The sequence below is a fragment of the Mesorhizobium sp. B2-7-3 genome, from assembly GCF_006440715.1.
GTDB lineage: Bacteria > Pseudomonadota > Alphaproteobacteria > Rhizobiales > Rhizobiaceae > Mesorhizobium > Mesorhizobium australicum.
Window position 1 is genome coordinate 1 of sequence record NZ_VFTY01000015.1, and the last position, 24,476, is coordinate 24,476.

The 24,476-nt window shown below is 61.1% G+C and carries 22 protein-coding genes and 1 tRNA gene; 16 read left to right on the plus strand and 7 right to left on the minus strand.

Annotated elements, in window-relative coordinates:
- Window positions 1-86: 86 nt before the first annotated feature.
- Together FJW04_RS26785 and FJW04_RS26790 are read right to left on the minus strand one after the other, a co-directional pair.
- A tRNA-Gln gene (locus tag FJW04_RS26785) sits at window positions 87-161 on the minus strand.
- 127 nt (window positions 162-288) lie between these two features.
- Window positions 289-633 (minus strand): VOC family protein, encoded by a 345-nt coding sequence (locus tag FJW04_RS26790; RefSeq protein ID WP_140663261.1) that lies wholly within the window; start codon window positions 631-633, stop codon window positions 289-291.
- A 222-nt stretch (window positions 634-855) separates the two neighbouring features.
- Here FJW04_RS26790 and ppdK point away from each other — a divergent pair, with 222 nt between their 5' ends.
- The 4 genes from ppdK (at window position 856) to FJW04_RS26805 (ending at window position 5,655) form a co-directional block, all read left to right on the plus strand.
- The gene (ppdK, locus tag FJW04_RS26795) at window positions 856-3,534 is read left to right on the plus strand and encodes a pyruvate, phosphate dikinase (protein WP_140717735.1); all 2,679 of its coding nucleotides are present in this window, start codon (window positions 856-858) and stop codon (window positions 3,532-3,534) included.
- A 91-nt stretch (window positions 3,535-3,625) separates the two neighbouring features.
- A complete protein-coding gene (locus tag FJW04_RS26800) occupies window positions 3,626-4,756 on the plus strand; it encodes a glycosyltransferase family 9 protein (protein ID WP_224643876.1) in 1,131 nt (376 codons plus the stop codon).
- Window positions 4,740-4,889, plus strand: coding sequence for a hypothetical protein (locus FJW04_RS30095; RefSeq protein ID WP_181173064.1), 150 nt, complete (start codon window positions 4,740-4,742; stop codon window positions 4,887-4,889). The genes FJW04_RS26800 and FJW04_RS30095 overlap by 17 nt, the downstream gene beginning before the upstream one ends.
- 25 nt (window positions 4,890-4,914) lie before the next feature.
- Complete coding sequence (locus FJW04_RS26805) at window positions 4,915-5,655, plus strand: polysaccharide deacetylase family protein (RefSeq protein ID WP_015318750.1); 741 nt, start codon at window positions 4,915-4,917, stop codon at window positions 5,653-5,655.
- A gap of 53 nt (window positions 5,656-5,708) precedes the next feature.
- Here the strand turns inward: FJW04_RS26805 and FJW04_RS26810 are convergent, their stop codons facing one another.
- From FJW04_RS26810 to FJW04_RS26820, 3 genes are all read right to left on the minus strand, one after another.
- Window positions 5,709-6,098, minus strand: a complete 390-nt coding sequence (locus FJW04_RS26810; protein WP_015318749.1) for a DUF427 domain-containing protein — start codon at window positions 6,096-6,098, stop codon at window positions 5,709-5,711.
- Window positions 6,099-6,225: 127 nt separating this feature from the next.
- The gene (locus FJW04_RS26815) at window positions 6,226-6,579 is read right to left on the minus strand and encodes a hypothetical protein (protein WP_015318748.1); all 354 of its coding nucleotides are present in this window, start codon (window positions 6,577-6,579) and stop codon (window positions 6,226-6,228) included.
- A gap of 170 nt (window positions 6,580-6,749) precedes the next feature.
- A complete protein-coding gene (locus FJW04_RS26820; protein ID WP_015318747.1) occupies window positions 6,750-7,340 on the minus strand; it encodes a biotin transporter BioY in 591 nt (196 codons plus the stop codon).
- 114 nt (window positions 7,341-7,454) lie between these two features.
- Between FJW04_RS26820 and FJW04_RS26825 the strand changes: the two genes are divergently transcribed.
- Window positions 7,455-8,363 (plus strand): MBL fold metallo-hydrolase, encoded by a 909-nt coding sequence (locus tag FJW04_RS26825; RefSeq protein WP_140717737.1) that lies wholly within the window; start codon window positions 7,455-7,457, stop codon window positions 8,361-8,363.
- 63 nt (window positions 8,364-8,426) lie between these two features.
- Here FJW04_RS26825 and FJW04_RS26830 read toward each other — a convergent pair whose 3' ends face one another.
- Entirely contained in the window at window positions 8,427-9,212 is a 786-nt protein-coding gene (locus FJW04_RS26830; RefSeq protein WP_140663254.1) for a DUF1499 domain-containing protein, read from the minus strand.
- Window positions 9,213-9,279: 67 nt separating this feature from the next.
- Window positions 9,280-10,908, minus strand: coding sequence for a fatty-acid--CoA ligase (locus FJW04_RS26835; protein ID WP_140717739.1), 1,629 nt, complete (start codon window positions 10,906-10,908; stop codon window positions 9,280-9,282).
- A 537-nt stretch (window positions 10,909-11,445) separates the two neighbouring features.
- Here FJW04_RS26835 and FJW04_RS26840 point away from each other — a divergent pair.
- The 11 genes from FJW04_RS26840 to FJW04_RS26890 all read left to right on the plus strand — a co-directional run bounded on the left by FJW04_RS26840 (window position 11,446) and on the right by FJW04_RS26890 (window position 24,145).
- Window positions 11,446-12,723, plus strand: coding sequence for a sugar transferase (locus tag FJW04_RS26840; protein ID WP_246674027.1), 1,278 nt, complete (start codon window positions 11,446-11,448; stop codon window positions 12,721-12,723).
- Window positions 12,724-12,763: 40 nt separating this feature from the next.
- Window positions 12,764-14,038, plus strand: a complete 1,275-nt coding sequence (locus FJW04_RS26845; protein ID WP_140717743.1) for a nucleotide sugar dehydrogenase — start codon at window positions 12,764-12,766, stop codon at window positions 14,036-14,038.
- Window positions 14,038-15,063 (plus strand): NAD-dependent epimerase, encoded by a 1,026-nt coding sequence (locus FJW04_RS26850; RefSeq protein ID WP_140717745.1) that lies wholly within the window; start codon window positions 14,038-14,040, stop codon window positions 15,061-15,063. The genes FJW04_RS26845 and FJW04_RS26850 overlap by 1 nt, the downstream gene beginning before the upstream one ends.
- 83 nt (window positions 15,064-15,146) lie before the next feature.
- Entirely contained in the window at window positions 15,147-15,842 is a 696-nt protein-coding gene (locus FJW04_RS26855) for a methyltransferase domain-containing protein (RefSeq protein ID WP_181173065.1), read from the plus strand.
- 112 nt (window positions 15,843-15,954) lie between these two features.
- Window positions 15,955-17,124: a glycosyltransferase gene (locus tag FJW04_RS26860; RefSeq protein WP_140717749.1), complete on the plus strand. Its 1,170-nt coding sequence runs from the start codon at window positions 15,955-15,957 to the stop codon at window positions 17,122-17,124.
- Window positions 17,015-18,256, plus strand: coding sequence for a glycosyltransferase (locus tag FJW04_RS26865; protein ID WP_140717751.1), 1,242 nt, complete (start codon window positions 17,015-17,017; stop codon window positions 18,254-18,256). The genes FJW04_RS26860 and FJW04_RS26865 overlap by 110 nt, the downstream gene beginning before the upstream one ends.
- Before the next feature lie 74 nt (window positions 18,257-18,330).
- On the plus strand, window positions 18,331-19,143 hold the full coding sequence (locus FJW04_RS26870) for a class I SAM-dependent methyltransferase (RefSeq protein ID WP_041163501.1): 813 nt from the start codon (window positions 18,331-18,333) through the stop codon (window positions 19,141-19,143).
- A gap of 129 nt (window positions 19,144-19,272) precedes the next feature.
- Window positions 19,273-20,517, plus strand: coding sequence for a hypothetical protein (locus FJW04_RS26875; RefSeq protein ID WP_140717753.1), 1,245 nt, complete (start codon window positions 19,273-19,275; stop codon window positions 20,515-20,517).
- Between the two features lie 4 nt (window positions 20,518-20,521).
- Window positions 20,522-21,856, plus strand: coding sequence for a lipopolysaccharide biosynthesis protein (locus FJW04_RS26880; RefSeq protein WP_280739581.1), 1,335 nt, complete (start codon window positions 20,522-20,524; stop codon window positions 21,854-21,856).
- A 176-nt stretch (window positions 21,857-22,032) separates the two neighbouring features.
- Window positions 22,033-22,983, plus strand: coding sequence for a glycosyltransferase family 4 protein (locus FJW04_RS26885; protein WP_210241326.1), 951 nt, complete (start codon window positions 22,033-22,035; stop codon window positions 22,981-22,983).
- Between the two features lie 34 nt (window positions 22,984-23,017).
- Window positions 23,018-24,145: a glycosyltransferase family 4 protein gene (locus tag FJW04_RS26890; protein ID WP_140717757.1), complete on the plus strand. Its 1,128-nt coding sequence runs from the start codon at window positions 23,018-23,020 to the stop codon at window positions 24,143-24,145.
- Window positions 24,146-24,476 lie beyond the last annotated feature (331 nt).

The window sequence follows — 24,476 nt, forward strand, 5'->3', positions numbered from 1 at the left end:
ACTCCAAAACCCCTTCGGGCCAAAAGTGTTACCCATGTCTCCGGTATAAACCGTAACCTATGTGTCCGGAACGGACCGTCTGCGCTTGGCTGGGGCGCCAGGATTCGAACCTGGGAATGTCGGTACCAAAAACCGATGCCTTACCACTTGGCGACGCCCCAATAGCCGTCAGAGTCGCTGTGCGGCGCGTTATTAGCAGAGCAGCCGAAAAGCACAATGCTTATGAACGACCGCGAAGACGCTCGGCTGACCAGCGGTGCAATCGGCGCTTGGTGATCCACAAGCGGACTAGTGGGACCACACAGCCAGCTCGTTGCCGGCTGGATCGACGAAGTGGAAGCGTCGGCCGCCGGGGAATGAGAATATCGGCCTGACGATCGTTCCGCCGGCGCTTTCGACGGCGCGAAGGGTTTCCTCCAGATTGTCGCTGTAAAGCACGGGCAACGGCTTGGCCGGTGCTTCCGCGGCATCGGCCTGAAAGCCGCCATCCAGGCCCTCGGCGAAGGCCGAATAGGTCGGCCCATAATCTGTGAAAGACCAAGCGAAGGCGGCGCTGTAGAAGGCCTTCAACCGATCCAGCGTGCCGCCGGTCGCCGGCATTTCCAGATAGTCCAGTTTTCCAGGCTGTTTCATGACGCACCTCTTGTTCCCTTTATGTTCTAGACGTCGAGCCGTGAGGTGGCAAGTCTTTTTGCCACAGGCCCAGGCGGAGTTTTTTCTTAATCGATTGTAGCGGCCGAACGGCTTGCCGACGCCTTGCCTTTCGCACTGCAGCATCATATCGCTCCAAAGTCGGCACGGATGGAACTTTGCGTTTCGCCACTCTTTCCAATCTCCTGCAACCGGAGAGCAAGCATGACCAAATGGGTTTTCACCTTTGGCGATGGTGCGGCGGAAGGCCGTGCCAGCGACAAGAATCTGCTGGGCGGGAAGGGCGCCAACCTGGCCGAGATGTGCAGCCTGGGGCTGCCAGTACCGCCGGGCTTTACGATCACCACCGAGGTCTGCAATGCCTATTATGCCAATGGTCGCACCCACCCGGCGGGATTGGAGGCCGATGTCGCAGTCGCCCTCGACCATATCGGCCGGCTGACCGGCCGCCGGTTCGGCGACCCGTCGAAGCTGCTCCTGGTTTCGGTGCGTTCCGGCGCCCGGGCGTCGATGCCCGGCATGATGGACACCGTGCTCAATCTCGGATTGAACGATGAGACAGTCGAGGCGCTGGCCGCCGATTCCGGCGATGCGCGCTTTGCCTATGACAGCTACCGCCGTTTCATCCAGATGTATTCCGATGTCGTCATGGGCCTCGATCACGAGGTGTTCGAGGAAATCCTGGAAGACCAGAAAGCCAGCCTCGGCCACGAGCTCGATACCGAACTGACGGCGATCGAATGGCAAGGCGTCATCGCGCTCTACAAGGCCAAGGTCGAGGAGGAACTCGGCAGGCCGTTCCCGCAGGATCCGCACGAGCAACTCTGGGGCGCGATCGGCGCGGTGTTTTCAAGCTGGATGAACAACCGGGCCATCACCTACAGGCGTCTCCACGATATCCCGGAAAGCTGGGGCACGGCGGTCAATGTCCAGGCCATGGTGTTTGGCAATATGGGCGAGACCTCGGCCACCGGCGTTGCCTTCACCCGCAACCCCTCGACCGGTGAAAAAATGCTTTATGGCGAGTTCCTGGTGAATGCGCAGGGCGAGGATGTCGTCGCCGGCATCCGCACGCCGCAGAACATCACCGAGGCGGCGCGCATCGCGGCCGGTTCCGACAAGCCTTCGCTGCAGAAGCTGATGCCGGATGCCTTCCAGTCCTTCGTCACCATCTCCGACAGCCTGGAAAAGCACTACCGCGACATGCAGGATCTCGAATTCACCATCGAGCGCGGCAAACTGTGGATGCTGCAGACCCGGTCCGGCAAGCGGACCGCCAAGGCGGCGCTCAGGATCGCGGTTGAAATGGCAAGGGACGGCCTGATCACGAAGCAAGAAGCCGTCGCACGCATCGATCCGGCCTCGCTCGACCAATTGCTCCACCCGACCATCGACCCGAAGGCCGCGCGAGACGTCATCGGCGTCGGGCTGCCGGCGTCTCCGGGGGCTGCCACCGGCGAGATCGTCTTTTCCTCCGGCGATGCCGAGGATCTGAAGACACAGGGGCGCAAGGCAATCCTGGTGCGTATCGAGACCAGTCCGGAAGATATCCATGGCATGCATGCGGCCGAAGGCATCCTGACCACGCGCGGCGGCATGACCAGCCACGCAGCGGTCGTCGCGCGCGGCATGGGCAAGCCTTGCGTGTCGGGAGCCGGCTCGCTGCGCGTCGACTACAAGGCAGGCACGCTGGTCTCGATGGGGCAGACCTTCCGCAAGGGCGACGTCATCACCATCGACGGCGGCAACGGCCAGGTGCTCAAGGGCGCCGTGGCGATGCTGCAGCCGGAATTGTCCGGCGATTTCGCCGCCATCATGGAATGGGCGGACGCGGTACGCCGCATGAAGGTGCGCACCAATGCCGAAACGCCGCTCGACGCCCGCATGGCGCGCTCCTTCGGCGCCGAGGGCATCGGGCTATGCCGCACCGAGCACATGTTCTTCGACGGCGCCCGCATCGTCGCCATGCGCGAGATGATCCTGGCCGACACCGAGAAGGACCGCCGCGCGGCGCTGGCCAAGCTTCTGCCCATGCAGCGCTCGGATTTCCTGGAGCTGTTCGAGATCATGGCCGGCCTGCCGGTGACGATCCGCCTGCTCGATCCGCCGCTGCACGAATTCCTGCCCAAGACCGAAGCGGAAGTCGCCGAAGTCGCGGCCGCCATGAACGTGTCGGCAGACAAGCTCAGGCAGCGCACCGAGGCCCTGCACGAATTCAACCCGATGCTAGGCCATCGCGGCTGCCGGCTCGCCGTCTCCTACCCCGAGATCGCCGAGATGCAGGCGCGCGCCATTTTCGAGGCGGCGGTCGAGGCCGGCAAGAAAGCCGGCGCGCTGGTCGTCCCCGAGATCATGGTGCCGCTGGTCGGTCTGGCGAAGGAACTCGATTTTGTGAAGGCACGCATCGACGCTGTCGCCAAGAGCGTCATGGACGAGAGCGGCGTCAACATCGATTACCTGACAGGGACCATGATTGAGCTTCCCCGCGCGGCGATCCGCGCCCATGTCATTGCCGAGTCGGCCGAGTTCTTCTCCTTCGGCACCAACGACCTCACCCAGACCACCTTCGGCATCTCGCGCGACGATGCCGCCTCCTTCCTGGAGACGTATCGCCAGAAAGGCATCATCGAGCAGGATCCGTTCGTTTCGCTCGACATCGAGGGCGTCGGCGAACTGGTGCGCATGGCAGCGCAGAAGGGCAGGGCGACGCGACCCGACATCAAGCTCGGCATCTGCGGCGAACATGGCGGCGATCCCTCGTCGATCCGCTTCTGCGAGGAGGTCGGGCTCGACTACGTCTCCTGCTCGCCCTACCGCGTGCCGATCGCCAGACTGGCAGCGGCGCAGGCTGCAGTGCAGACAACGACCACGGGGCGTGGATAGACCGGTCCGAGCTTACGGTTTTGTATGAAAACTCACGCGAACGTGCTAGAGGTATCGCGCAATCTCGCCATTGTTTCTGACCAATTTCGTGATGATCGCCAAACGTCTCCGGAAACATATGTTGCAGATTTCACCCGCTCCGTTCCGCTCGATCCTGATCATTCAAACGAAGTTCATAGGCGATATCGTCCTCGCTTCGACCCTCGCCAGGAACCTTCGGCTCGAATTCCCCGGTGCCAGGATCGTGTTCCTCTGCGAAGCGCACTTGGAGAGCTTCGTGATTGCGCATGGCATCGCTTCGGAGGTGGTTCCGTTCAGGCGGGCTCGCGCGCGGGGCACCCCGCTGGAGCGCGGAAAAGAGCTCTACGCAACGGTGAAGGCGCTGCGCGGCTTCTGCTTCGATTTGACGATCGACCTGACCGATTCGAAGACCTCTCGGCTTATCAGCGGCTTGGTCAACGCAAAGACGCGCGTCGGCTACAATCCCCCGGAAAGGCCGCTGAAGCTGCTGGAGCGGCAGCCCGCCAATGTGTTTGCCAAACCATTCGGGTTTGGCGGCCAGCATTTTGTTTATCGCTATCTCTCCCCTCTTGAAGCGCTCGGCATCGATCTGCGGGTGACGGTACCGAGCCTCCAGCCGCCGCCATTCGAGGCCGCGAAAGCCTTGGCGCTTCTGGGCACGCACCACATCCGTCCGAACGCCTTCGTCGCTGTCCACGCAGGCGCGAGTTTCAAGGGCCGGCAGTGGCAGCCGGAACGGTTTGCCGAGGCGATTGACCAGATTGCGGCCGAAACCGGACTGGGCATCGTTCTGGTGGGAGGGCCGGGCGAAGGTGAAACCGCCGCGCGGATCGTTGCCGAGACGGCGACGCCGGTGGTGGACCTGGTCGGAGCGCTGTCGCTCGAGACCCTACTGGCCGTCCTGGAACAGGCTCGGCTGTTTGTGGGCAATGAAAGCGGGCCGATGCATATGGCCGCTGCCGCCGGCACCCCGGTTGTCGGCCTTTTCGGCCTGACGCATCCGTCACGCTGGGGACCTGTCGGCGTGCCCAGCATCGCGCTTCGGCCGTCAATGCCATGTGACTGCGTGGCCAAGGATTTGTGTCGCCGAACCGATCCCAGCAAGGCGTGCTGCGTTTGGCGCCTGGAGGTGAAGCCGGTTGTCGAAGCGGCGCGCGAAATTCTCGCGCGCACCGAGCTGAAAAATGAACGCGCTGTCTGAGGGCGATGGAACGGCAAGACTGTCGCTGAACGGCTCGTCGACCAAGTGGGAGGTCAAATTGCCGCGCCAGGCGTTTTCCTGCTATCCCTCGTCCGATTTCCGCCTTCATGCGGGTCTTGGGATGTCGGCTTGAAACCGCCGGTCGGGAACTTGGTTCGATGCATTTGCCGCAAAAACATCTCTGCATGATCGCCATGTCGGTGGCGCTGATATCCAGCGCCCATGCCACGCCGCTGGTCGAACCCACGCTGCACATCAAGCCGGCTGCAAGCGGAACCGGTCGCGTTGCACTCACGCTCGATGCCTGCGGCGGCAAGACCGACACGCGCATTCTCTCGGCGTTGGTGGACAACAAGATACCGGCTACCATTTTCGTCACCGGCATCTGGCTGAAGCGCAACGCCGAGGCCGTCGCGATCATGCGGGCGCATCCCGACCTGTTCGAGCTGGAAAATCACGGTGGCCGGCATATCCCGGCGGTCGACACGCCACAGAAGATCTATGGCATACGCAGCGCCGGCAGCCCGGAAGCAGTCCTTGCCGAAGTCGAGTCGGGGGCCGCGGCTCTGGCCACGACCGGCGAACCGGCGCCGAAATGGTTCCGTGGCGCAACAGCCGAATACAGTCCCTCGGCCATTGCGATGATCCGCAAGCTCGGCTTCAAGATTGCCGGCTTCTCGATCAATGGCGACGGTGGCTCGCTGCTCGGCGCCAAGGAAACGGCCAGGCGCATCGCCGCCGCCAAGGACGGTGATGTCATCATCTCCCACATCAATCAGCCGACCCATGCCGCCGGCGAGGGCGTGGTTCAGGGCCTGCTGGCGCTCAAGGACAAGGGCATGACCTTCGTGCGCCTCGACGATGCCGACGGAACGGGTAATCACGGCACCACCGACTAAGGGCCGGCATCACCTGAATATCAATGCCCCTGAGTGTCTTCAAGCCGAAGCGTTCAGTCCGGCTTGGCCTCGATGCTGACCTTGCTGGCGTAGAACGCGCCGTGGTCGCGGATGTCGGTCATCTCGTCGAAGGGCTGCCGATAGGCCCACATCGCGTCCTTGCCCGCTTCGCCCGCCGGCAGCACGCTCCAATAGCTGGCATCACCCTTGTAGGGGCAGTGCGTCGCGTGATCCGTTCGGCTGAGCTTGTCAAAATCGATGTCGGCGAACGGAATGTAGAAGGCGGCGGGGTAAGGGGCCTCCGTCAGCACTTTCGCCTTGGCGGAAGAAGCGATGACCGTACTGCCGGCGCGGATTGTGACGGTGCCGGAATAGGGCTCTATCGTAATGATCTTGTCGGGATTGCGCTGGAAGCCGGGTGCCGGGTTGGCGATCTTGTCCATGCTGGTTCTCCTTGCCCCGACCTTAGGTGTGGTGGGCGACCGGATAGAACAAGGCCCGTGGTCACAAACAAGCAGACACCAAGCGCCGTGCGTGGCGCAAGACTGGCCTTGGCGTGGCAGCGGAAAATCAGGCAGCGGTTTTGAAGGCGTCCATCAGCCCGGCATAGGCGGCCGCGATGCCCGCCACCGGGTTGCTGCTTCTCGAGATCGTCTCGACCTTCAGCGCCCCTCCGACGGTTGGCAAGGTGAGCAGAAGGAACTGGCGATTGCCGCCATCACCGACGGATGCCGCCGCGACGTGCTGGCCTTCGCCTTCGTTCTGGACGCACATCTTGAACAGCAGTGTGCCGCCGACCGCTTCGAGCGCGCCGCCGACAACTTCGACGAACTCGTCTTCGGAAACGGTCTTTTCGTCCGGCACCAGATCGGCCAGGCTTTCGGCAAGCGTACTCTCGAGAACCTTATCGTCGAGCGCGTCCATGCGAACCTCTTTCAGTCGCCAATCGCACCCCTTTGCCCGTTAACGAAGCTTAACACCGACGATGGCCGGATTATGGCACTTTTTGCTGTTGGTCCGATCACGAGGAGTTTGCGCCGATGGAATCTATTTGAAGCTCCTGCCATTCGATCGGCGGCAGGGACCCCCAAATTTCAGGAGCGCTTCAGCAGCGACCAGACGGCCGGCACGAGGCTGGCCGCGAGCGCGACCTTGATGAGATCGCCGACGATGAACGGCACGACGCCGAACTGCCAGGATTTTTCCGGACCGATGAGCATTGCCAGCCAGGCAAAACCCATCGCCATCATCACCCCTTCGGCAACCAGCATGGCGTTGAAAAGCTTGATCGGATGACGGTCCCAGCCGCGGTCGGCGGCCCAGCCGACAATCGCCGCCATGACCACGAAGCCGGCGAGATAGCCGCCGGTCGAGCCGAGCATATAGGCAATGCCGATGCCTTTTTCCGGCGTGCCCTGGAAGACGGGGAAGCCCATGGCGCCTTCCGCCATGTAGAGCAGCAGGGTGGCGACGCCGAGCCGCATGCCGAAGGCGGCGGCGATCAGCAGGACGGCGAGCGTCTGCATCGAGAGGTCGACAGGCCCGAGCATCACCTTGGTCTTGGCCGAAAGCGTCAAAAGCAGCGTCCCAGTGATCGCCAGCAAAAACTGCGTTGCCAGTCGCGCGGCACCTTCCTGCGGCAAGGCCAGGAAAACAAGCGGGCGCGTCGTCGTTGCGGTTGTCATGGTCTTCCCCAATCCAAACTTGCCGCGAACCAGAAATCGCGGTCTTGCATTTTCCTATATTGGCTTGCGTGCTATGCGGCAATCGGTTTTGCGTTCCGGGAACAATGCGCCGACATGGCTCTCAAATTCGATACCAGCTTCGACCCTGCTTACGGCCAAGGTGTAAGCGTGGCCCCTGACGTGCAACGCGTCACGGCCCCTAATCCCAGTCCCTTCACTTTCCATGGCACCAACAGCTACGTCGTGGGCCACGATACGCTGGCGGTGATCGATCCGGGGCCCGATGACGAAGCGCATCTTCAGACCTTGCTCGACGTGATAGCGGGCCGGCCGGTGAGCCACATTTTCGTCAGCCACACGCATCGCGACCATTCTCCGCTGGCGGCCCGGTTGAAGGAGCGCACCGGCGCCCAAGTGCTGGCGGAGGGACCGCACCGGCCGGCGAGGCCCTTGCACATTGGCGAAACCAATGCGCTCGACGCCAGCGCCGACACCGCTTTCATTCCCGACATCGCCTTGCCGGACGGCGAGCTGGTCAGCGGCGACGGCTGGGCGATCCGGACCGTCCTGACGCCCGGCCATACCGCCAACCATGCGGCATTCGCGCTGGAAGGCACCGGCATCCTGTTTTCAGCCGATCACGTCATGGGCTGGGCAACCTCGATCGTCGCGCCGCCGGACGGGGCAATGGCCGACTACATGGCATCGCTGGACCGCCTGATCGAGCGCGGCGACCGGCTGCTGCTGCCTGGCCATGGGGGACCGGTGACGGCGCCACGCGCTTTCATGCGCGGGCTGAAGACCCATCGCAAGATGCGCGAACGAGCCATATTGGAACGGATCAGGGCCGGCGACAGGACAATCCCCGACATGGTCAAGGCGATCTACAGGGATACCAATCCCCGGCTGCACGGCGCCGCCGGCCTGTCGGTGCTTGCCCATCTGGAGGACCTGGTGGCGCGCGGCGTGGTGGCGACGGACGCCGCTCCCGCCATAGATGGCATTTTCACGCCTGGCCGATAGCCCTGCCGCCGCCCACCCGTTCACCCAAGCATCGTCGCGGCGCGCGATTTGCTCGAAAAATGGCTATTGTGCCGGCGCCGCGCCGATCTGGCCGGCGACTTCCTGATCCAGTTCCGTGAGGAATTCAGTGATGCGCGCGGCATTGTCGCCAAGGTCATGGCGGCCGTAACGCGAGGCGGAGCGCATGTCGACGATGACCGTGTCGCCGTCATCCGTGACGCGAATGGCGACGTCCGCGGGAAGGCCAAGAACGAAACTCGAGGCGACGGCGGTGATTGTCACCTCCGTCTGTCCGGCGAGTTCGGGATAAGGCTCCGAAAGGTCCCAGCCGCGCCGGTCGAGCACGGTTTCAACGGCATTGACGACGGTCTCGAACGGCAGGTCGTAGCTGCGTGCGGTGACCAATGGATAGCTGTCCGTCTGCAACGTCTGCTCACCCGGCGTCGACGGGGACACTGCGTTCATGTCCTTGGTCCGGTCGCTGACATCGAGCGCGGGCGGTTCATCGAAATCGGTCGAAATGTCTCGCAGCGGCGGATAGATCGTCGCCCAATAGGCGGCAACGCCGTAGGGGGTGAGCACCAGCAGCGCCAGCAAGGCGCCGACGGTGAGATCACGGCCACCACGGTCACCAAAATTCCACAGCCTCGCAAAGGCCAGGCCGGCAAACAGCAGCGCCAGCGCCGCCAGCAGGGCAGCAATGCCCAGCACCCACAGGAAGACCGGTGTTTGGACGAGGCCGAAGCGATGGCCGACAAAGTTCGTCAGCAAAAGCACCGCTGAAAAGGCGCCCGTGCGCCGCGACCAGCCGGCAGCCTTCGACGTTTGCCGTTCGGGAATGCTAACCATTATTCTCTGCGCTGCCCCAACCCGGATGGAGGTTTAGTGCCTTTTTGCGGAAACACGCAACATCCTCTCAATCCGTCGGCAAGCGATAGTCCCTGAACTGCTGACGCAAGGTGATCTTCTGGATCTTGCCTGTGGCGGTGTGCGGTATCTCGCCGACGAAAGCGACGTCGTCCGGCATCCACCATTTGGCCACCTTGCCATCCATGAAATCGAGAATCCCGGCCTTGGTCGGTTCCTTGCCCGGCTTGGCAACGACGACCAGCAGGGGCCGCTCGCCCCATTTCGAATGCTTGACGCCGATGGCCGCGGCTTCCGCCACATCGGGATGGCCAACGGCCAGATTCTCCAGGTCGATGGTCGAAATCCATTCGCCGCCGGACTTGATGACGTCCTTGGCACGGTCGGTGATCTGCATGTAGCCGCCGGCATCGATATGGGCGACGTCTCCAGTGTCGAACCAGCCGTCCACGTCGAACTGCTCCGCGCCCGCACCGCCATAATAGGCGCGGGCGACGGCCGGGCCGCGCACCTTCAGCCGGCCGAACGTTTTGCCGTCCCAAGGCTGCGGATTGTTCTCGTCGTCGGTCACCTTCATTTCAACGCCGAAGGGCGGGTAACCCTGCTTGCTCTGGACGTCGAGCCGAGCCTCGCCCTCGAGGCCGGCATAGTCCGGCTTCAAGGTGCACAGCGTGCCGAGCGGCGACATTTCGGTCATGCCCCAGGCATGGATGACCTGGACACCGTAATCGTCCTGGAATTTCGTCATGATCGCGCGCGGGCACGACGAGCCGCCGATCACGACCTTGCCGAGATGGGGAAGCGTCTTGCCAGTCTCCTCCAGATATTGCAGCAGCATCATCCACACGGTCGGCACGGCGGCGCTGAACGTCACCTTTTCCTGATCGAGCAATTCATAGATAGAGGCGCCATCCATCTTGCAGCCGGGCATGACCAGCTTGGCGCCGATCATCGGGCCGCTCTGGCCAAGACCCCAGGCATTGGCATGGAACATCGGCACCACCGGCAGGATCGTGTCGCGCGACGACAAGCCCATGGCGTCGGGCATGGCCGCGATCATGGCGTGCAGCACGTTTGAGCGATGACTGTAGACGACGCCCTTGGGATCGCCCGTCGTGCCCGACGTGTAGCACATGCCGGCGGCGGTGCCTTCGTCGAAGCTCCTCCAGGCGAAATCGCCATCGACCTCTCCTAGCCACTCCTCATAGGCGACGGCGTTGGGCAGGGTCGTTTGCGGCATGTGCGCCTTGTCGGTGAGCACGATCACTTTCTTCAGCGATTTGACGGCACCGGCAATCTTCTCGAGCAACGGGATGAAGGTGAGGTCGACGAAGACGGCCTTGTCCTCGGCGTGGTTCATGATCCAGACGATCTGTTCGGGAAACAGGCGCGGATTGAGGGTGTGGTAGATAGCACCGATGCCCATGATGCCGTACCAGGCCTCGATGTGGCGGGCGGTGTTCCAGGCCAGCGTCGCGATGCGGTCGCCCAAGGCAAAACCGTCGCGCTCCAGGCGCTGGGCGACCTTGAGGGAACGACGATGAAGCTCGGCATAGGTGGTGCGCACGATCGGCCCCTCGATCGAACGCGACACGATCTCCCGCGCACCATGCTGCCGCTCGGCGTTGTCGATCAGCTTGTGGCACAGCAGCGGCCATTCCTGCATCAGTCCCAGCATGCCGGGTTCCTCCATCACGCTTTTCACGGTGCGCTTTTGATCGCATTGTGAAGCGAACCGGGGAATTGTCCAGCGTCCACAAGCGCAGCGGGCGAAAGTCGGAGTTCGAACCTGTATCGGCAAGCGGTTGAATCCGGACGGCTTTTTGATTTCGCTTGGCTGCATCGGGCCCGGACCGGCCATCGATGGCGATCTGGCCAGGCGGTTGGCCGATTTGGCACGGGCGCTTGGTCGGCACCAAAGACATCACCTCTATATATCGGCTGAGGGTTCGGCAGGTTTCTCAAGGATTGGAGAATAAGCCGGACATTAGCCGCGGCTTTTAAATTGCAATGCAGCAATGCTGCCGATCAGAACTTCTGCCAACTATTCCCGCTAAATAGATGCTTGCTGGTGAGGTCGCACTGGCGTAGCTCTTGATCTTCGACTGAGTCGAATCGCCAATGGTGAGGGGTCCGGTTCGCTTTGCGAAGGAACGGCCTGCCAAGTGTAGTGGCGATTGCCGACACGGGCACCTTTCGGGGGAAGGGGAAGAAGTTGAATGTCGCAACATCAACGATTGTCGGAAGCCGGCACTTCCTGTTCAGAATTCGTTTTCAACTCATCGGCGGACTGACATTCGCGATCATCGCGCCAGCACTGATCCGGATAGCATCCTATCCGGACGCGATCTATTCGGCCAATCTGCAGATAACGGTCGCGGCTGCCATCATTGCGCATGTTACTGGCTTTCTTGCCTATCGCCGCATTGGCAATTTTCCGGGCGTGGCCGCGGCCAGCTATATCCTGCCGACATTCGTCCTGTCCTACGGTCTTGTTTTCTTGACGATTTTCTTTTTCCGCTTCGAGTATAGCCGGTTTCAGGCCGCCGCCAGCTTCACGCAGTCCACGCTCTGGTATTTCGGCCTGAGCCTCATGACCCGGCGTCTTGAGCCGTACCGGCTGGCCGTCATTCCCGGCGGCAATGTCGAGCGCCTCAGGGCCCTGCCGGGCGTGCACTGGTTCTGGCTCAAGTCGCCCGGCACCGTTATCGAAAGAGTTAACGGCGTTGTTGTCGATTTGCGTGCGGACCTCGGCGCCGAATGGGAGCGCTACATCGCCGACCGGGCGCTGTCGGGCACGCCCGTCTATCACGTCAAGCAGGTCAGCGAATCGTTGACCGGTCGTGTCGAGATCGAACATCTGTCGGAGAACACGCTCGGCTCGCTCAATCCGAACCAGGCTTATCTCAAGATCAAGCAGGCCATCGACTGGACCTCCGCGCTTGTCCTTGTCGTGGTTCTTTGTCCCGTTCTGCTGCTGGTCGCCCTATCGATCCGGCTGGACTCGGAAGGCCCCGTGCTGTTTCGCCAACCCCGCATGGGCTACCGGGGCAGGATCTGCACCGTCTACAAATTTCGTTCGATGAGGCAGCAGGCCGGCTCCGGCAGCGACAAGGACAAGGCGATCACCAAACGGGATGACGATCGCATCACGCGGGTCGGGAGCTTCCTGCGCAAGTTCAGGATCGACGAGCTGCCGCAGGCCATCAACATCCTGCGCGGTGAGATGAGCTGGATCGGGCCACGGCCGGAAGCTGTCGTGCTGTCGCAATGGTATGAGGCGGAATTGCCGTTCTACCGGTACCGGCACATCGTCAGGCCGGGCGTGAGCGGGTGGGCACAAGTAAATCAGGGCCATGTCGCAGCGGTCGGCGATGTCATGGAAAAATTGCACTATGATTTTTACTACATAAAGAACTTCTCACCTTGGTTGGACGTGCTGATCGTTCTCAGGACCATAAAAACGATGTTCACTGGTTTTGGTGCGCGATAGCCAAATCAGGGCCTGAATCCGATCGCACGTGCAGGAAGCAATGGATCTCGCCTCAAGGAAAATAGCTGTCATCGGACTTGGCTATGTCGGTCTGCCGCTGGCTGTGGCCTTCGGGGCGACCAGGGATGTGATCGGCTTCGACATCAACCCGTCGCGCGTGGAGGCACTGAAGCGCGGCGAGGACCATACGTTAGAAGCCAGCGAGGAGGAAATCGCCGCCGCCAGAGGGCTGAAGTTCACCAGCGAGAAAGCCGATCTGCACGACTGCGGAATTTTCATCGTTACCGTGCCCACGCCGATCGACCGGGCCAACAGGCCGGACCTGAAGCCTCTCGTCATGGCGTCGACGACGGTCGGCGAGGTCATATCCCCGGGCGCGGTGGTGATCTTTGAATCCACCGTCTATCCCGGCTGCACGCAGGAAGTCTGCGCACCACTGATCGAGAAACATTCCGGGCTGCGCTATAACAGCGATTTCTTCCTCGGCTACAGTCCAGAGCGCATCAACCCCGGCGATCGCGAGCACCGGCTGCAGACGATCGTCAAGGTCACCAGCGGTTCCACGCCAGAGGCGGCGGAGGCCATCGACGTGCTCTATGCCTCGATCGTGCCGGCGGGTACGCATCGTGCCTCCAGCATTGCCGTGGCCGAGGCCGCCAAGGTCATCGAGAACACGCAGCGCGACTTGAACATCGCCCTGATGAACGAGCTGTCGCTGATCTTCGGCAAGCTGGGCATCGACACGTCGGAGGTGCTGGAGGCGGCCGGCACCAAATGGAATTTCCTGCGCTTCACGCCGGGCCTCGTCGGCGGGCACTGCATCGGCGTCGATCCTTATTATCTCACCCATAAGGCCCAGGAACTCGGCTATCATCCCGAGGTGATTCTTGCCGGGCGCCGCATCAATGACGGCATGGGCCAGCATGCGGCGGACCAGACGGCCCGCCTGATGATGCGCAAGGGCATACCTGTCGTTGGCAGCCGGATTCTGGTCATGGGTGCGGCCTTCAAGGAAAACTGTCCGGACTTGAGGAATTCCAAGGTCGTCGACGTCGTCGCGCAACTGAGGCAGTACAATGCCGGCATCGATATCTGGGACCCTTGGGTCGACGCGCAGGAATGCGCACGCGCTTTCGGCACGGCGAGCGTGAAGGAGATGCCCGCCGCGCGCTATGACGGCGTCATCGTCGCTGTCGGACACGCGCAGTTCCGCAGCTTGGGCGTTGCGGGGCTGAAGTCGCTTTGCAAGGACCCCAGTGTAATCTACGACATCAAGGGGCTGTTCCCTAGGGACGTTACGGACGGGCGCTTCTGATGAAGGTATTGGTCACCGGCGCTGCCGGCTTCATAGGCTATCATGTCGCCAGGCGGCTCCTGGAGCGCGGTGACGAGGTTGTCGGCATCGACAGCATCAACGATTACTACGACCCGCAAATCAAGCAGGCGCGGCTGCGGCTCCTGGACGAGGCGAGCCGCAAGACCAATGCCGGCTATCATTTCATCCATGGCGATCTCGCCGACAGGGGCGTGGTCGACGGCTGCTTTGCCGACCATGCCTTCGACCGGGTGATCCATCTCGCCGCCCAGGCCGGCGTGCGCTACAGCCTGGAAAACCCGCGTGCCTATGTCGAGAGCAACATCATCGCCTACACCAACATGCTCGAGGCCTGCCGCGGCAGCCGTGTCGGGCACCTGACCTATGCCAGCACCTCGAGCGTCTACGGCGCCAACACCGACATGCCGTTTTCCGAGCATCGTCCGGCCGACCATCCACTGCAGTTCTACGCCGCCACCAAGCGTGCCAACGAACTGATGGCGCACAGCTACAGCCACCTGTTCGGCCTGCCGACCACGGGGCTGCGCTTCTTCACCGTGTACGGCCCCTGGGGACGCCCTGACATGGCGCTGTTCCTGTTCACCAGGAGCATCCTGGCCGGTGAGCCGATCAAGCTGTTCAACAACGGCAACCACACGCGCGACTTCACCTATGTCGAGGACATCGCCGAGGGCGTGATCCGTGCCAGCGACAGCCCCGCCGCGGCCAACCCGGCCTGGGATTCCGGCCGTCCGGACCCGGCGACCAGCAGCGCGCCCTGGCGCATCTTCAACATCGGCAACAACAATCCGGTGAAGCTGACCGCCTATGTCGAGGCGCTGGAAAACGCGCTCGGCCGCAAGGCGGTGATCGAGCTGCTGCCGCTGCAGGCCGGCGACGTGCCCGACACCTTCGCCGACACTTCGGCGCTGCAGGCGGCGGTCGGCTATCGCCCCCGCACCTCCGTCACCGAGGGGGTGGGGCGGTTCGTCGAGTGGTACCAGGATTATTTTGGGCGGGGATAGTGCGAACCGATAAGGAGGCAGTGTCGTTGCTGAGGGGGTTTGTACGCGCGAACGTGGCGGTCTCTGAATATCTTGACAGGGCCTTGCCGCCACGCCTTCGCGCGGACGGCAATAGCACGTTTGCGACCGAAATCGCGCCGGCGCTGCTGTCTCCGGACACATTGGTCTACGATCTGGGTGGAGGCGCAAGACCGCTCGTCAGCCTGCCGCAGAAGCGGTGCCTCGGGCTCGTCGTGGTCGGGCTTGATCTCGCCGCCGAGGAACTGTCCAAGGCCCCCGATGGACTCTATGACGAGCAGATCGAGGCGGACCTCACCGTGTTCAAGGGAAGGCAGGACGCTGATCTGGTCATATGCCAGGCGACGCTGGAACATGTTCGCGATGGAGAGGGCGCGCTTCGCGGCATCGCCAGTTGCGTCAAGCCGGGCGGTTTGGTTGCCATTTTCTCGCCGTCACGCAATGCCGTTTTCGCCAGGTTGAACCTGATTTTGCCAGAGAGGATCAAGCGGCGGCTGCTGTTTGCCATCTATCCCGACAAAGGCAGGGGTCATGACGGATTTCCGGCTTTCTATGACAAATGCCTGCCAAGCGAAGTGGAAAGGATCGCGGCGCAAAATGGGCTGGAGCTTGTCCAGCGGCGCCTGTTCTGGAGAAGTTCATACTTCTATTCCTTCGTGCCGGCTTTCCTAGCCTGGCGCCTCTGGCTTGGCATCGCCGCTCTCTTGCTCGGCAAGGATGCGGCGGAGACCTATGCCTATGTCTTTCGGCGAAAACAGTGATCCGTCGAAGATATTCTCCGCCGGTCCTGGCCCGTTTCCGGTTGCGCCTGCTTTCCAACGGGAGAGCTAGAGCCGAACGAGGCGGTATGGCGGCGACCGGGCTTCGAACCGGATGAAGCGAACGAGGAAAGATAGAAAGTCGCCGGGCGGTCCGGATGCCCGGATCGCCGTCTTCATCCCCTCGCTGCGGGCAGGTGGCACCGAGCGCGCGATGCTTACCCTGGCCCGGGAATTCGATCGGCGTGGGCTGGTGACGGATCTCGTACTTGGATGTGCGATAGGTGAATATCTTCCCCTGGTTCCCGACACGATAAGGATAGTGGATCTGCAGGCGTCTCGCATGCTGTTTTCCCTGTCCGGCCTTATTCGCTACGTCAAGGCGGAGCAGCCGCGGGTGATGCTGGCGGCGCTGCCTCACGCGAACATCCTGGCAATAGTGTCGTCCTTCCTGTCACGGCAAGGGGTGCGTACGGTCATATCCGAGAGAAGCAACCTGTCCAGGACCCTTGCGGATACGAAACTGATCCGTGAGAGATTTCTGCCGTTCCTCATGCGAATGACATACGGTTATGCTGACAGGATAATAGCCGTCTCACATGGCGTTGCGGACGATCTGATCAGGCGCATCGGGCTCGACCCGAATTCTGTCGAAGTGATCCACAACCCGTTGGATATAGAACACATTCAGGCACAGGCCAGCGCGCCCATCGATCATCCGTTCGCGGACGAGGACGGCAGGTCCCTGCTGGTCGCCGTCGGTCGCCTTGATTTCGCAAAGGACCATGCCACTCTGATTAGCAGCTTTTCACAGGTCGTAAGGAAACGACCCGTCAAACTGGCGATTGTTGGGGAAGGGCCGCTGCGCGCGTCGCTGCAGACGATGATCGATGAACTCGAGTTGCGTTCCTCGGTCGCCCTGGTCGGCTTTTCGAAAAATCCGTATCCGTGGATGCACCGCGCCGCGCTGTTTCTCCATTCGTCGCGAAGGGAGGGCTTTCCCAATACGATTATCGAAGCCATGGCCTGCGGAGCCAGGGTGGTGAGCACAAATTGCGAAAGCGGCCCTGCGGAAATCCTGGAGGACGGCAAGTGGGGGCGGCTTGTCGCGGTGGGCGACGTGCAAGCCTTCGCGGCCGCGATATTGGCCGGCCTCGATGACGTCAGCCCACCCGATGTCAGACGTCGAGCCCAGGATTTCAGTGTCGAAAAAGTGGCTGACGCGTATCTGCTCGCGATGGGTATGGGCCTGGCGAGCGCCACCCGAAAGGAGCTCCCGGATTAAGGTCCTGCATGTCATCACCGGGCTGCACAATGGCGGTGCTGAGGCGGCTTTGTTCCGTCTCTGCATGGCCGAGCACACTCATTCGCACGCAGTGGTCTCGCTTTCCGACGAAGGAAAATATGGCCCGCTGCTTCGGGAGGCGGGGGTGCCCCTGACCTGTCTGTCGATGCCGAAGGGAAGGCTAAGCCTCGGCGGGCTCGCGGCATTTCGGCGTGTCTTGTCAGCCCATCCGCCTGATATCGTCCAGTGCTGGATGTACCACGCAAATCTGGTTGGAGGCGTCCTGTCTCGGCTTGCGGGTATCCGGCTGGTGGTTTGGGGAATGCACAATTCCGGTCTGGATCCGCTTGTCGCCCCCTTGGCCACGCGGATGGCGGACCGGGCCTGCGCGCTGATATCCCGGGTGGTCCCGACCCAGATCGTGAGCTGTTCGCAACAGGCGTCACGGCGCCATATGAGTGCGGGTTACTCGGCTTCGAACTGGACGATAATTCCGAACGGTTATGATCTGGCTGTCTTCGAGCCGGATGAGAGGGCGCGCAGTCGGCTGCGTCGGGCCTGGTCGATAGATGAAGGCCAATTCGTCATCGGAAGCGTCGCCCGCTGGCATCCCGACAAGGATCACAGGAATCTCGCCGCTGCCTTGGCCAAGCTGTCCGCGCGCGCCGAGTTCCCTTTCAAATGTATTCTCGCCGGCCCCGGAATCTCTCCTGAAAATACCGACCTTGCCGGACTGCTGGACCGTTACGGCGTTCGCGACAAGGTGATGCTGCTTGGTCCGAGCGACGGTGTCGCTGCTCTCATGAGTGCGTTCGACATCCATGTCCTTGCCTCGAGGCGCGAGGCATTCCCTAACGTCGTCGCCGAAGCCATGGCGTGCGGTACGCCTTGCGTAGCGACGGATGTCGGCGATATCGGCATGATTGTCGGCAACACCGGATGTGTTGTTCCGAGCCGGGATCCCGACGCGCTTTCTCGCGCCATTACAAACATGGCTCTGGAAAACCGTGACTCGCCATCCTGGGAGACAAGACAGCAGGCATGCCGCAACCGCGTCGCTTCCGATTTTTCAGTTGAGCGGATGGCAAGGGCATACAGCGCGCTATGGGAGAGATTGTCTGCCAAGGGCTAGCGCACGGAAAACGACCAGGAACAGACAATTATATGTTAAGCTTGCGAGTCATCAGGCAGACGGTGGGGATTGTCATGTTGGAAACCGACAAGCTGTTCGCGGGCTCAATTCCGGAAAACTACGACCGCTACATGGTGCCTTTGATCTTTGAGCCGTTCGCTGCGGATATCGCGCGGCGAGCAGCGGCCCTATCGCCCGGCGCGGTCCTGGAAATCGCCGCGGGCACCGGGGTCGTCACCCGCGCATTGGCGCCAAGACTGTCGCCCGACGCAAGCTATGTCGTGACCGACCTAAACCAGCCGATGCTCGACTACGCTGCTTCGCGACAAACTCCTGATAGCCGCATCGAGTGGCGCCAAGCGGATGCGATGGCGCTGCCATTTGAAGATGCGGCCTTCGATCTTGTCTGTTGTCAGTTCGGTGCGATGTTCTTTCCGAACCGCACGTCTGCTTATCGCGAAGCCAGGCGGGTCCTGAAGCCCGGCGGACGGTTTTTGTTCAATGTATGGGATCGCATCGAGGAGAATGTGTTCGCCGATGACGTGACCAACGCTCTGGCACGGATCTTTCCCGACGATCCCCCGCGCTTCCTGGCACGCACGCCGCACGGCTATCACGACAAGGTGCTGATCCGTCGCGACCTAGAGGATGCAGGCTTCTCTCGAGTGGTGATCGAGACGAGAGCCGAACAGAGCCGCGCATCCTCGCCACGCCTTCCGGCCGTTGCCTACTGTCAAGGCACTGTTCTTCGCACCGAAATCGAGGCCAGGGAAGCTGGAAAACTGGAAGCTGCAACCGATTACGCGGCATCCGCCATCGCAGACCGACACGGCAGCGGTGAAGTCGCCGCCAAAATTCAGGCCCATGTAATCATGGCCGAGGTCTAGGTGTCGGCAGGCCCGTTCCGCACGACATGTCGCCCGCCGTACCGCACTCGGATGGCATTCGGAGGGCCGCAGACACCAGCCGGATTTGTGAGCCGCCGGGCGTGAGGATATTGGGAGCTGGGCAATAGGGTGAAGGCGCGGGACGTCAGAAGAGATTACCTGGTTTCACCCTTTGCGCTTACGCCGCAAATGCTTTTGCTTATATCGAGCCTACTTTATTTTGTTCCATTTCTTGCCGGCGGCTTTCAGTACGTTGACGTTGGCGGAAGGAAGTATGATTTTACATATGATTTGGGCACGGGGTATGCCATCGCCGTTTCCATGGTTTGCATCGCCGCAGCGATGGTTGGCTTCGTTCCGAGACGCCAGAGTTTCGAAATTGAGGGAGATAGCCAAGGAGAGTCGTTGATAATAATCGCGATGATCATTATTTTCGGCGGAATTTCGATTGCGAACCCGGCACTTTTCTCCGCGTCTAAGGCGGATGTTTTATCGTCAACTGGTCGGTTTCAGTATATATTTTACAATGCTTGTATCATCGGCGTGGTCTTTGGGGCTCTGTCTGGATGGAGGAAATCCAAGCTTGTTATGGCCCTGAGCTGGCTAGGACTAATTTTAACGCTCTATATTGGGCATAGATCCTCAGTTGCGATAAGTATCCTATCTTTACTGTATGTAAGATACAGGAATGTTCCGTTGATGATGATAAGAAAACGGTATGTCATTGGCGGGCTTTCAGCATTATTTTTTCTGGCAGTGTACAAGTCGGTCTACTCCGCGGTGAAGGCGGGGAATTTCGAGCTTGTCGGCCAAAAAATAAAATTCGACCAGTTGTCAGATTCCACCCTTGTCGGGTTGGAGCAGTTCGTGACATTGGCTCATTTGGACCTTATCGTAAAATATAACTACACCTTGCCTTGTTCCAATCTCTGGTTGGTGCCACTTTCTTTCATTCCATTTTCGGATGCGGTCTTCGGCAAGGATGGCTGTACTTACAACGAGCAGGTCCAGCCGCTGCTTTTTCCGGGCTACAGTGGCGGTGTGGCGGCAAATATCTGGGCGGAGTTCTATGCAAATTTCGGATACGCCGGATTTCCGCTGCTCGTCATTATTCTTTCCCTGGTCTGTGTCGCCATCGAGGCAATAATCCGCAACGTGCGCAGCGCGACGCTCAAGTCTGGTCTGATCGTGGCGATCATCCACCTCACATTCTACGTCCAGCGCAAGGAACTGCTCGGCGCGTTCATCTCCGCCAAGCGGGTCATCCTTGTGTCGCTTTTCATATTCGGGCTGGTGTATGTCCATCGAAAGTGCTTCCCGCAAGCGCCTGCGATGGAAGCGGGAGTGCGGGGCCTGCGCCGGGACCATGGCTGAGGACATGACGGCGATAGCCAAACCTTCTGGATGGATACGCGCGCGCAGGGTCGCTCGGGACGTCACCATGACCACATCCTCAAGTGGAGTGGCGGCTTTGTGTTCCGTCATCGCGTTGGCGCTCAATGCACGCTCGCTCGGCCCCGGAGATTTTGGCACCCTCGCCGTAATCCAGGCCTATGTCACGTTCATCTCCGGCCTCGCTACGTTTGAGAGTTGGCAGCCTGTCATCAGGCTGTCCGCCAGGTCCCGCTCGCGCCTTGGCCGGGCAGCTTCATGCGGGATCGCGCTCGACGTTTCGGCGGCCGTTGTCGCCACTGCGGTGGCGGTTGGTGGGGTCCTGCTGTTTGGGGAGTCGATCGGCGTATCCCACCAGGATCGGCTTCTGGCGCTGATCTATAGTCTCACCTTGCTGGCCAGCCTCGCGGGCACCCCCAAAGGCGTGCTTCGCCTGAATGGGCGGTACGACGTCATTGCCGGCAATCAACTCGCCCAGGGGGCTGCCGTGGTTGTTGCCTCGCTCGTCCTTTGGGCCATCGAAGCGCCTCTGATCGCCTATGTGGCTGTGTTGGCGGCGATCGGTGCGCTCTACAATCTGGCGCTGTTCGTCCGGCTGCTTGTCTATGCCCGACGCGAGAACATCAAACTATTCAATCCGCTTCGTTCCCGTTCCAGGCGGCGTTTCTTTTGGACATTCCTTGTCATGGCCACCGGGACCAGTGTGCTGTCGACCCTGGTGAGTGCTAGACGACATGTAGCCTTGTTCCTTGTCGCCGGTCTTTTAGGAGATGTTGCCGCCGGCGCCTATTCCGTGGCGTCGCGTCTGGCGACGATGATGTCCCGGCTGACTGGGCCCTTGAACCAGGTGATCTTTCCCGAACTCGCGAGACTGTCCAACGAAGAATCTCCGTCCCGCCTAAACAGGCTGAACGCCCGCATCACGATGGTCTCGGCATGTGTCGCCGCGGGCATGGCGGCGGGCGGTGTCGTGCTGCAAAAATTCATCGTGGTTCTGGCCGCCGGTTCGGCCTATGCCGATGCCTCGCTGCTTTTCGCTATCTTGTTTGCGGCCGAGTGTCTCGGCCTGGCCGGAATGCATTTCAATCCTTTGATCCAGGTTCTGGCCGGAACAAAACCGCTTCTCAAGATCATGGCGTCGGCATTCATCGTCTACCTGCCGCTTTCGTTCGTCCTGTCGGGCTGGATCGGAATTCCGGGTATCGCCTGGGCCGGTCTGATCGCATCGGCGCTGGTCTACACGGCAATGATGGTGGTTTCGCAATTATTGCTGAAAAAGCAGATCCGAATCACGGAAAATATCCCAGGTCTGACAGTTTGAGATACTTGTTTTGCCTACCAAGATACCACACCAATGTTGTGCCTTGGGTGCGCATACTGACCTCGGCCGGGCATCATGTTGCAATCGACGTCGTCGAAACAGGGGCAACGGAGAATTACACACTTGTTTCTCCCAATGTAGTGGCACCATCGGCGCTGTCACGAAGAGTTATGCACATGGGTCCGAGCGATATCCCAAACTCGCCCTTTTCCTTTCCCGGTCTTGTTTCCTACTGGAGACATCTTCGGGTCGAGAATCCCGATGTGGTGATCGTGCGCGGCGTGACGCGATGGTTCTGCAGGGTCGCCGCGTTGTGTGCGATTTTGCAAGGCCGCAAGCTGGTTATCTACGATCAGGAGAATGTCAGGCCTCAGGCATGGAGCGGCACATGGATCCGCAGAGCTGTCTTTCGGCAACTCGGGATTGCGCACTTCACGTCACGACTCCCGTCGAATCCTGGCTCCGTCGGTGCGGGAGGCGCCATGCCCCTGCCATTCGGAAATCCCTTCGAGCCGATCCGGATCGGAGCGCTGCGAGGCAGGCCGTTGCATTCGCCGCCCCGAATCCTGATGGTGGCAAAATACCGGGAGCGAAAGGGGCACAGTTTGCTTCTGAGGGCACTGGCGGTGATCTCGGCGTCCACACCATTCTCCATAACGTTGTGCGGCGAGGAGGCGACGCATTCCGACGCGGCTTTTTGTGAGGCCTTGCGGCAAGAGGCCCAAGCGCTTGGACTGGCGGACAGACTTCGGTTTCAAAACAACATAGCTCATGACAGGATGATCTCGATCTATGCCAGCCATGATCTCTTGATATTGCCCTCGCGTACGGAACCTGCCGCGGTATCTCCCGTCGAGGCCGCCTGGGCGGGATGTGCCGTATTGATGTCGCGCGACAGCGGCACGAGGCATTACCTCCCTCCGGGGTCCGGGTTCGACTTTGACCCAGACGACCCGCAAGACATCGCTCGCGCGGTTGCCGGGCTTATTGCCCGGCCCGAGGACCTGCGGCTTGCAAGGGATGCATGTTTCATGCGCATTTCTTCAGTTGCCGATGATGAGGTGATCTTGCGGTTGTTCGAGACTTTTGGGACTGGAACCGGGCGGACGCGCGCGTCGATGAGCTGAAGGACATCCGGAGGGGCGGGGAGTGGGGTCCGAGGTGGGAAGGAAGATTGTCATCTCGATCAACACGTCCTGGAATGTGGTCAATTTCCGCAAGGGCCTGATCGAGGCGTTGCGGCGGCGCGGCTATGATGTCGTCGTCGTCGCGCCGAGGGACGAGTATTCATCCTTGATCCCAGGGATGGGTTGCCGCCACGTCGACATCGAAATCGACAATTCCGGCACCTCGCCTGTTCGCGACCTTGCGCTTCTGTGGCGCTACTGGCTTATCCTGCGCCGCGAGAAGCCGCTGGCGTTCGTAGGCTTCACCATCAAGCCCAACGTGTTCGGCTCGATGGCTGCAAACCTGAATGGCATTCCGGTCATAAACAATGTTTCAGGGCTCGGCACTGTCTTCCTCCAGGGCGGCCTTCTCCAGGGAATCGCCAAAGCCCTTTATCGCCTGGCGCTGGCCCGTTCGAAGGTGGTCTTCTTTCAGAACGACGACGACCGGATGCTGTTCGTCGGCGCGCGCATCGTGCGCAAGGAACGGACCGCGCTGCTGCCCGGCTCAGGCGTCGATCTCGCGCGCTTCTCGCCGTCGCCGCGCCAGCGCGCGCCGTCCGGTGCCATCGTATTTCTGCTGGTGGCTAGGCTGCTATGGGACAAGGGTGTCGGTGAGTTCATCGAGGCTGCCCGCCTCGTCCGTCGCCAAGCGCCTGCGGTGCGCTTCCAACTCCTTGGCTTTCTCGATGTCGAGAACCGAACCGCGGTCAGCCGCGCCGAAATCGAGCAATGGGTCGACGAGGGTTTGGTCGAGTATCTCGGTGCCACCGACGACGTTCGCCCTTTCCTGGACGCTGCCGATTGTGTCGTCCTGCCTTCCTACAGGGAGGGTACCCCACGCTCACTGCTCGAGGCGGCCGCGATGGGCAAACCTCTGATCGCCACGGACGTGCCCGGTTGCAAGGAGGTGGTGGACCATGCCGTCAACGGTTTCCTTTGCAAGGTCAGGGATGCCAGCGACCTGTCGGCACGGATGATCGATTTCGTGACGATGGACGGCCACTCCAGGGACGCGATGGGGAACGAGAGCCGGAAAAAGGTTGAACGGCAGTTTTCGGAAACGATCGTCGTCGAGAGCTACATGCATCAGATAGAGAAGCTTACGGCTGCCGCCACGTGATGAGCGGCCATCGCCTTCCGCTTCTCGGCCGTGAGCCGGCGCCGACACCGGATCTATTTCCGTCTTAGCGGCCGATCGCCGGGGCTTCATGAGCCGCTGCCAGTCCACGATTGTCCGACCAGGCGCAAGCTGCCGTGGCTGCATCGGTGATGGTGAACCACCTTCCCGTTCGCCAAGTCTGATCAGGAGCGCTCGCGCGCAGTCACGGGGCAAAGGATATCTCAATTGTTTTTCGGGTAATCTGAAATTCGCCGGCGATAATCAGAACTTTTCATGCGTTATTGCTAAAATGGTGAGCTCCCAAAGGCACGAGGCAAGTCAAAATTCTAGC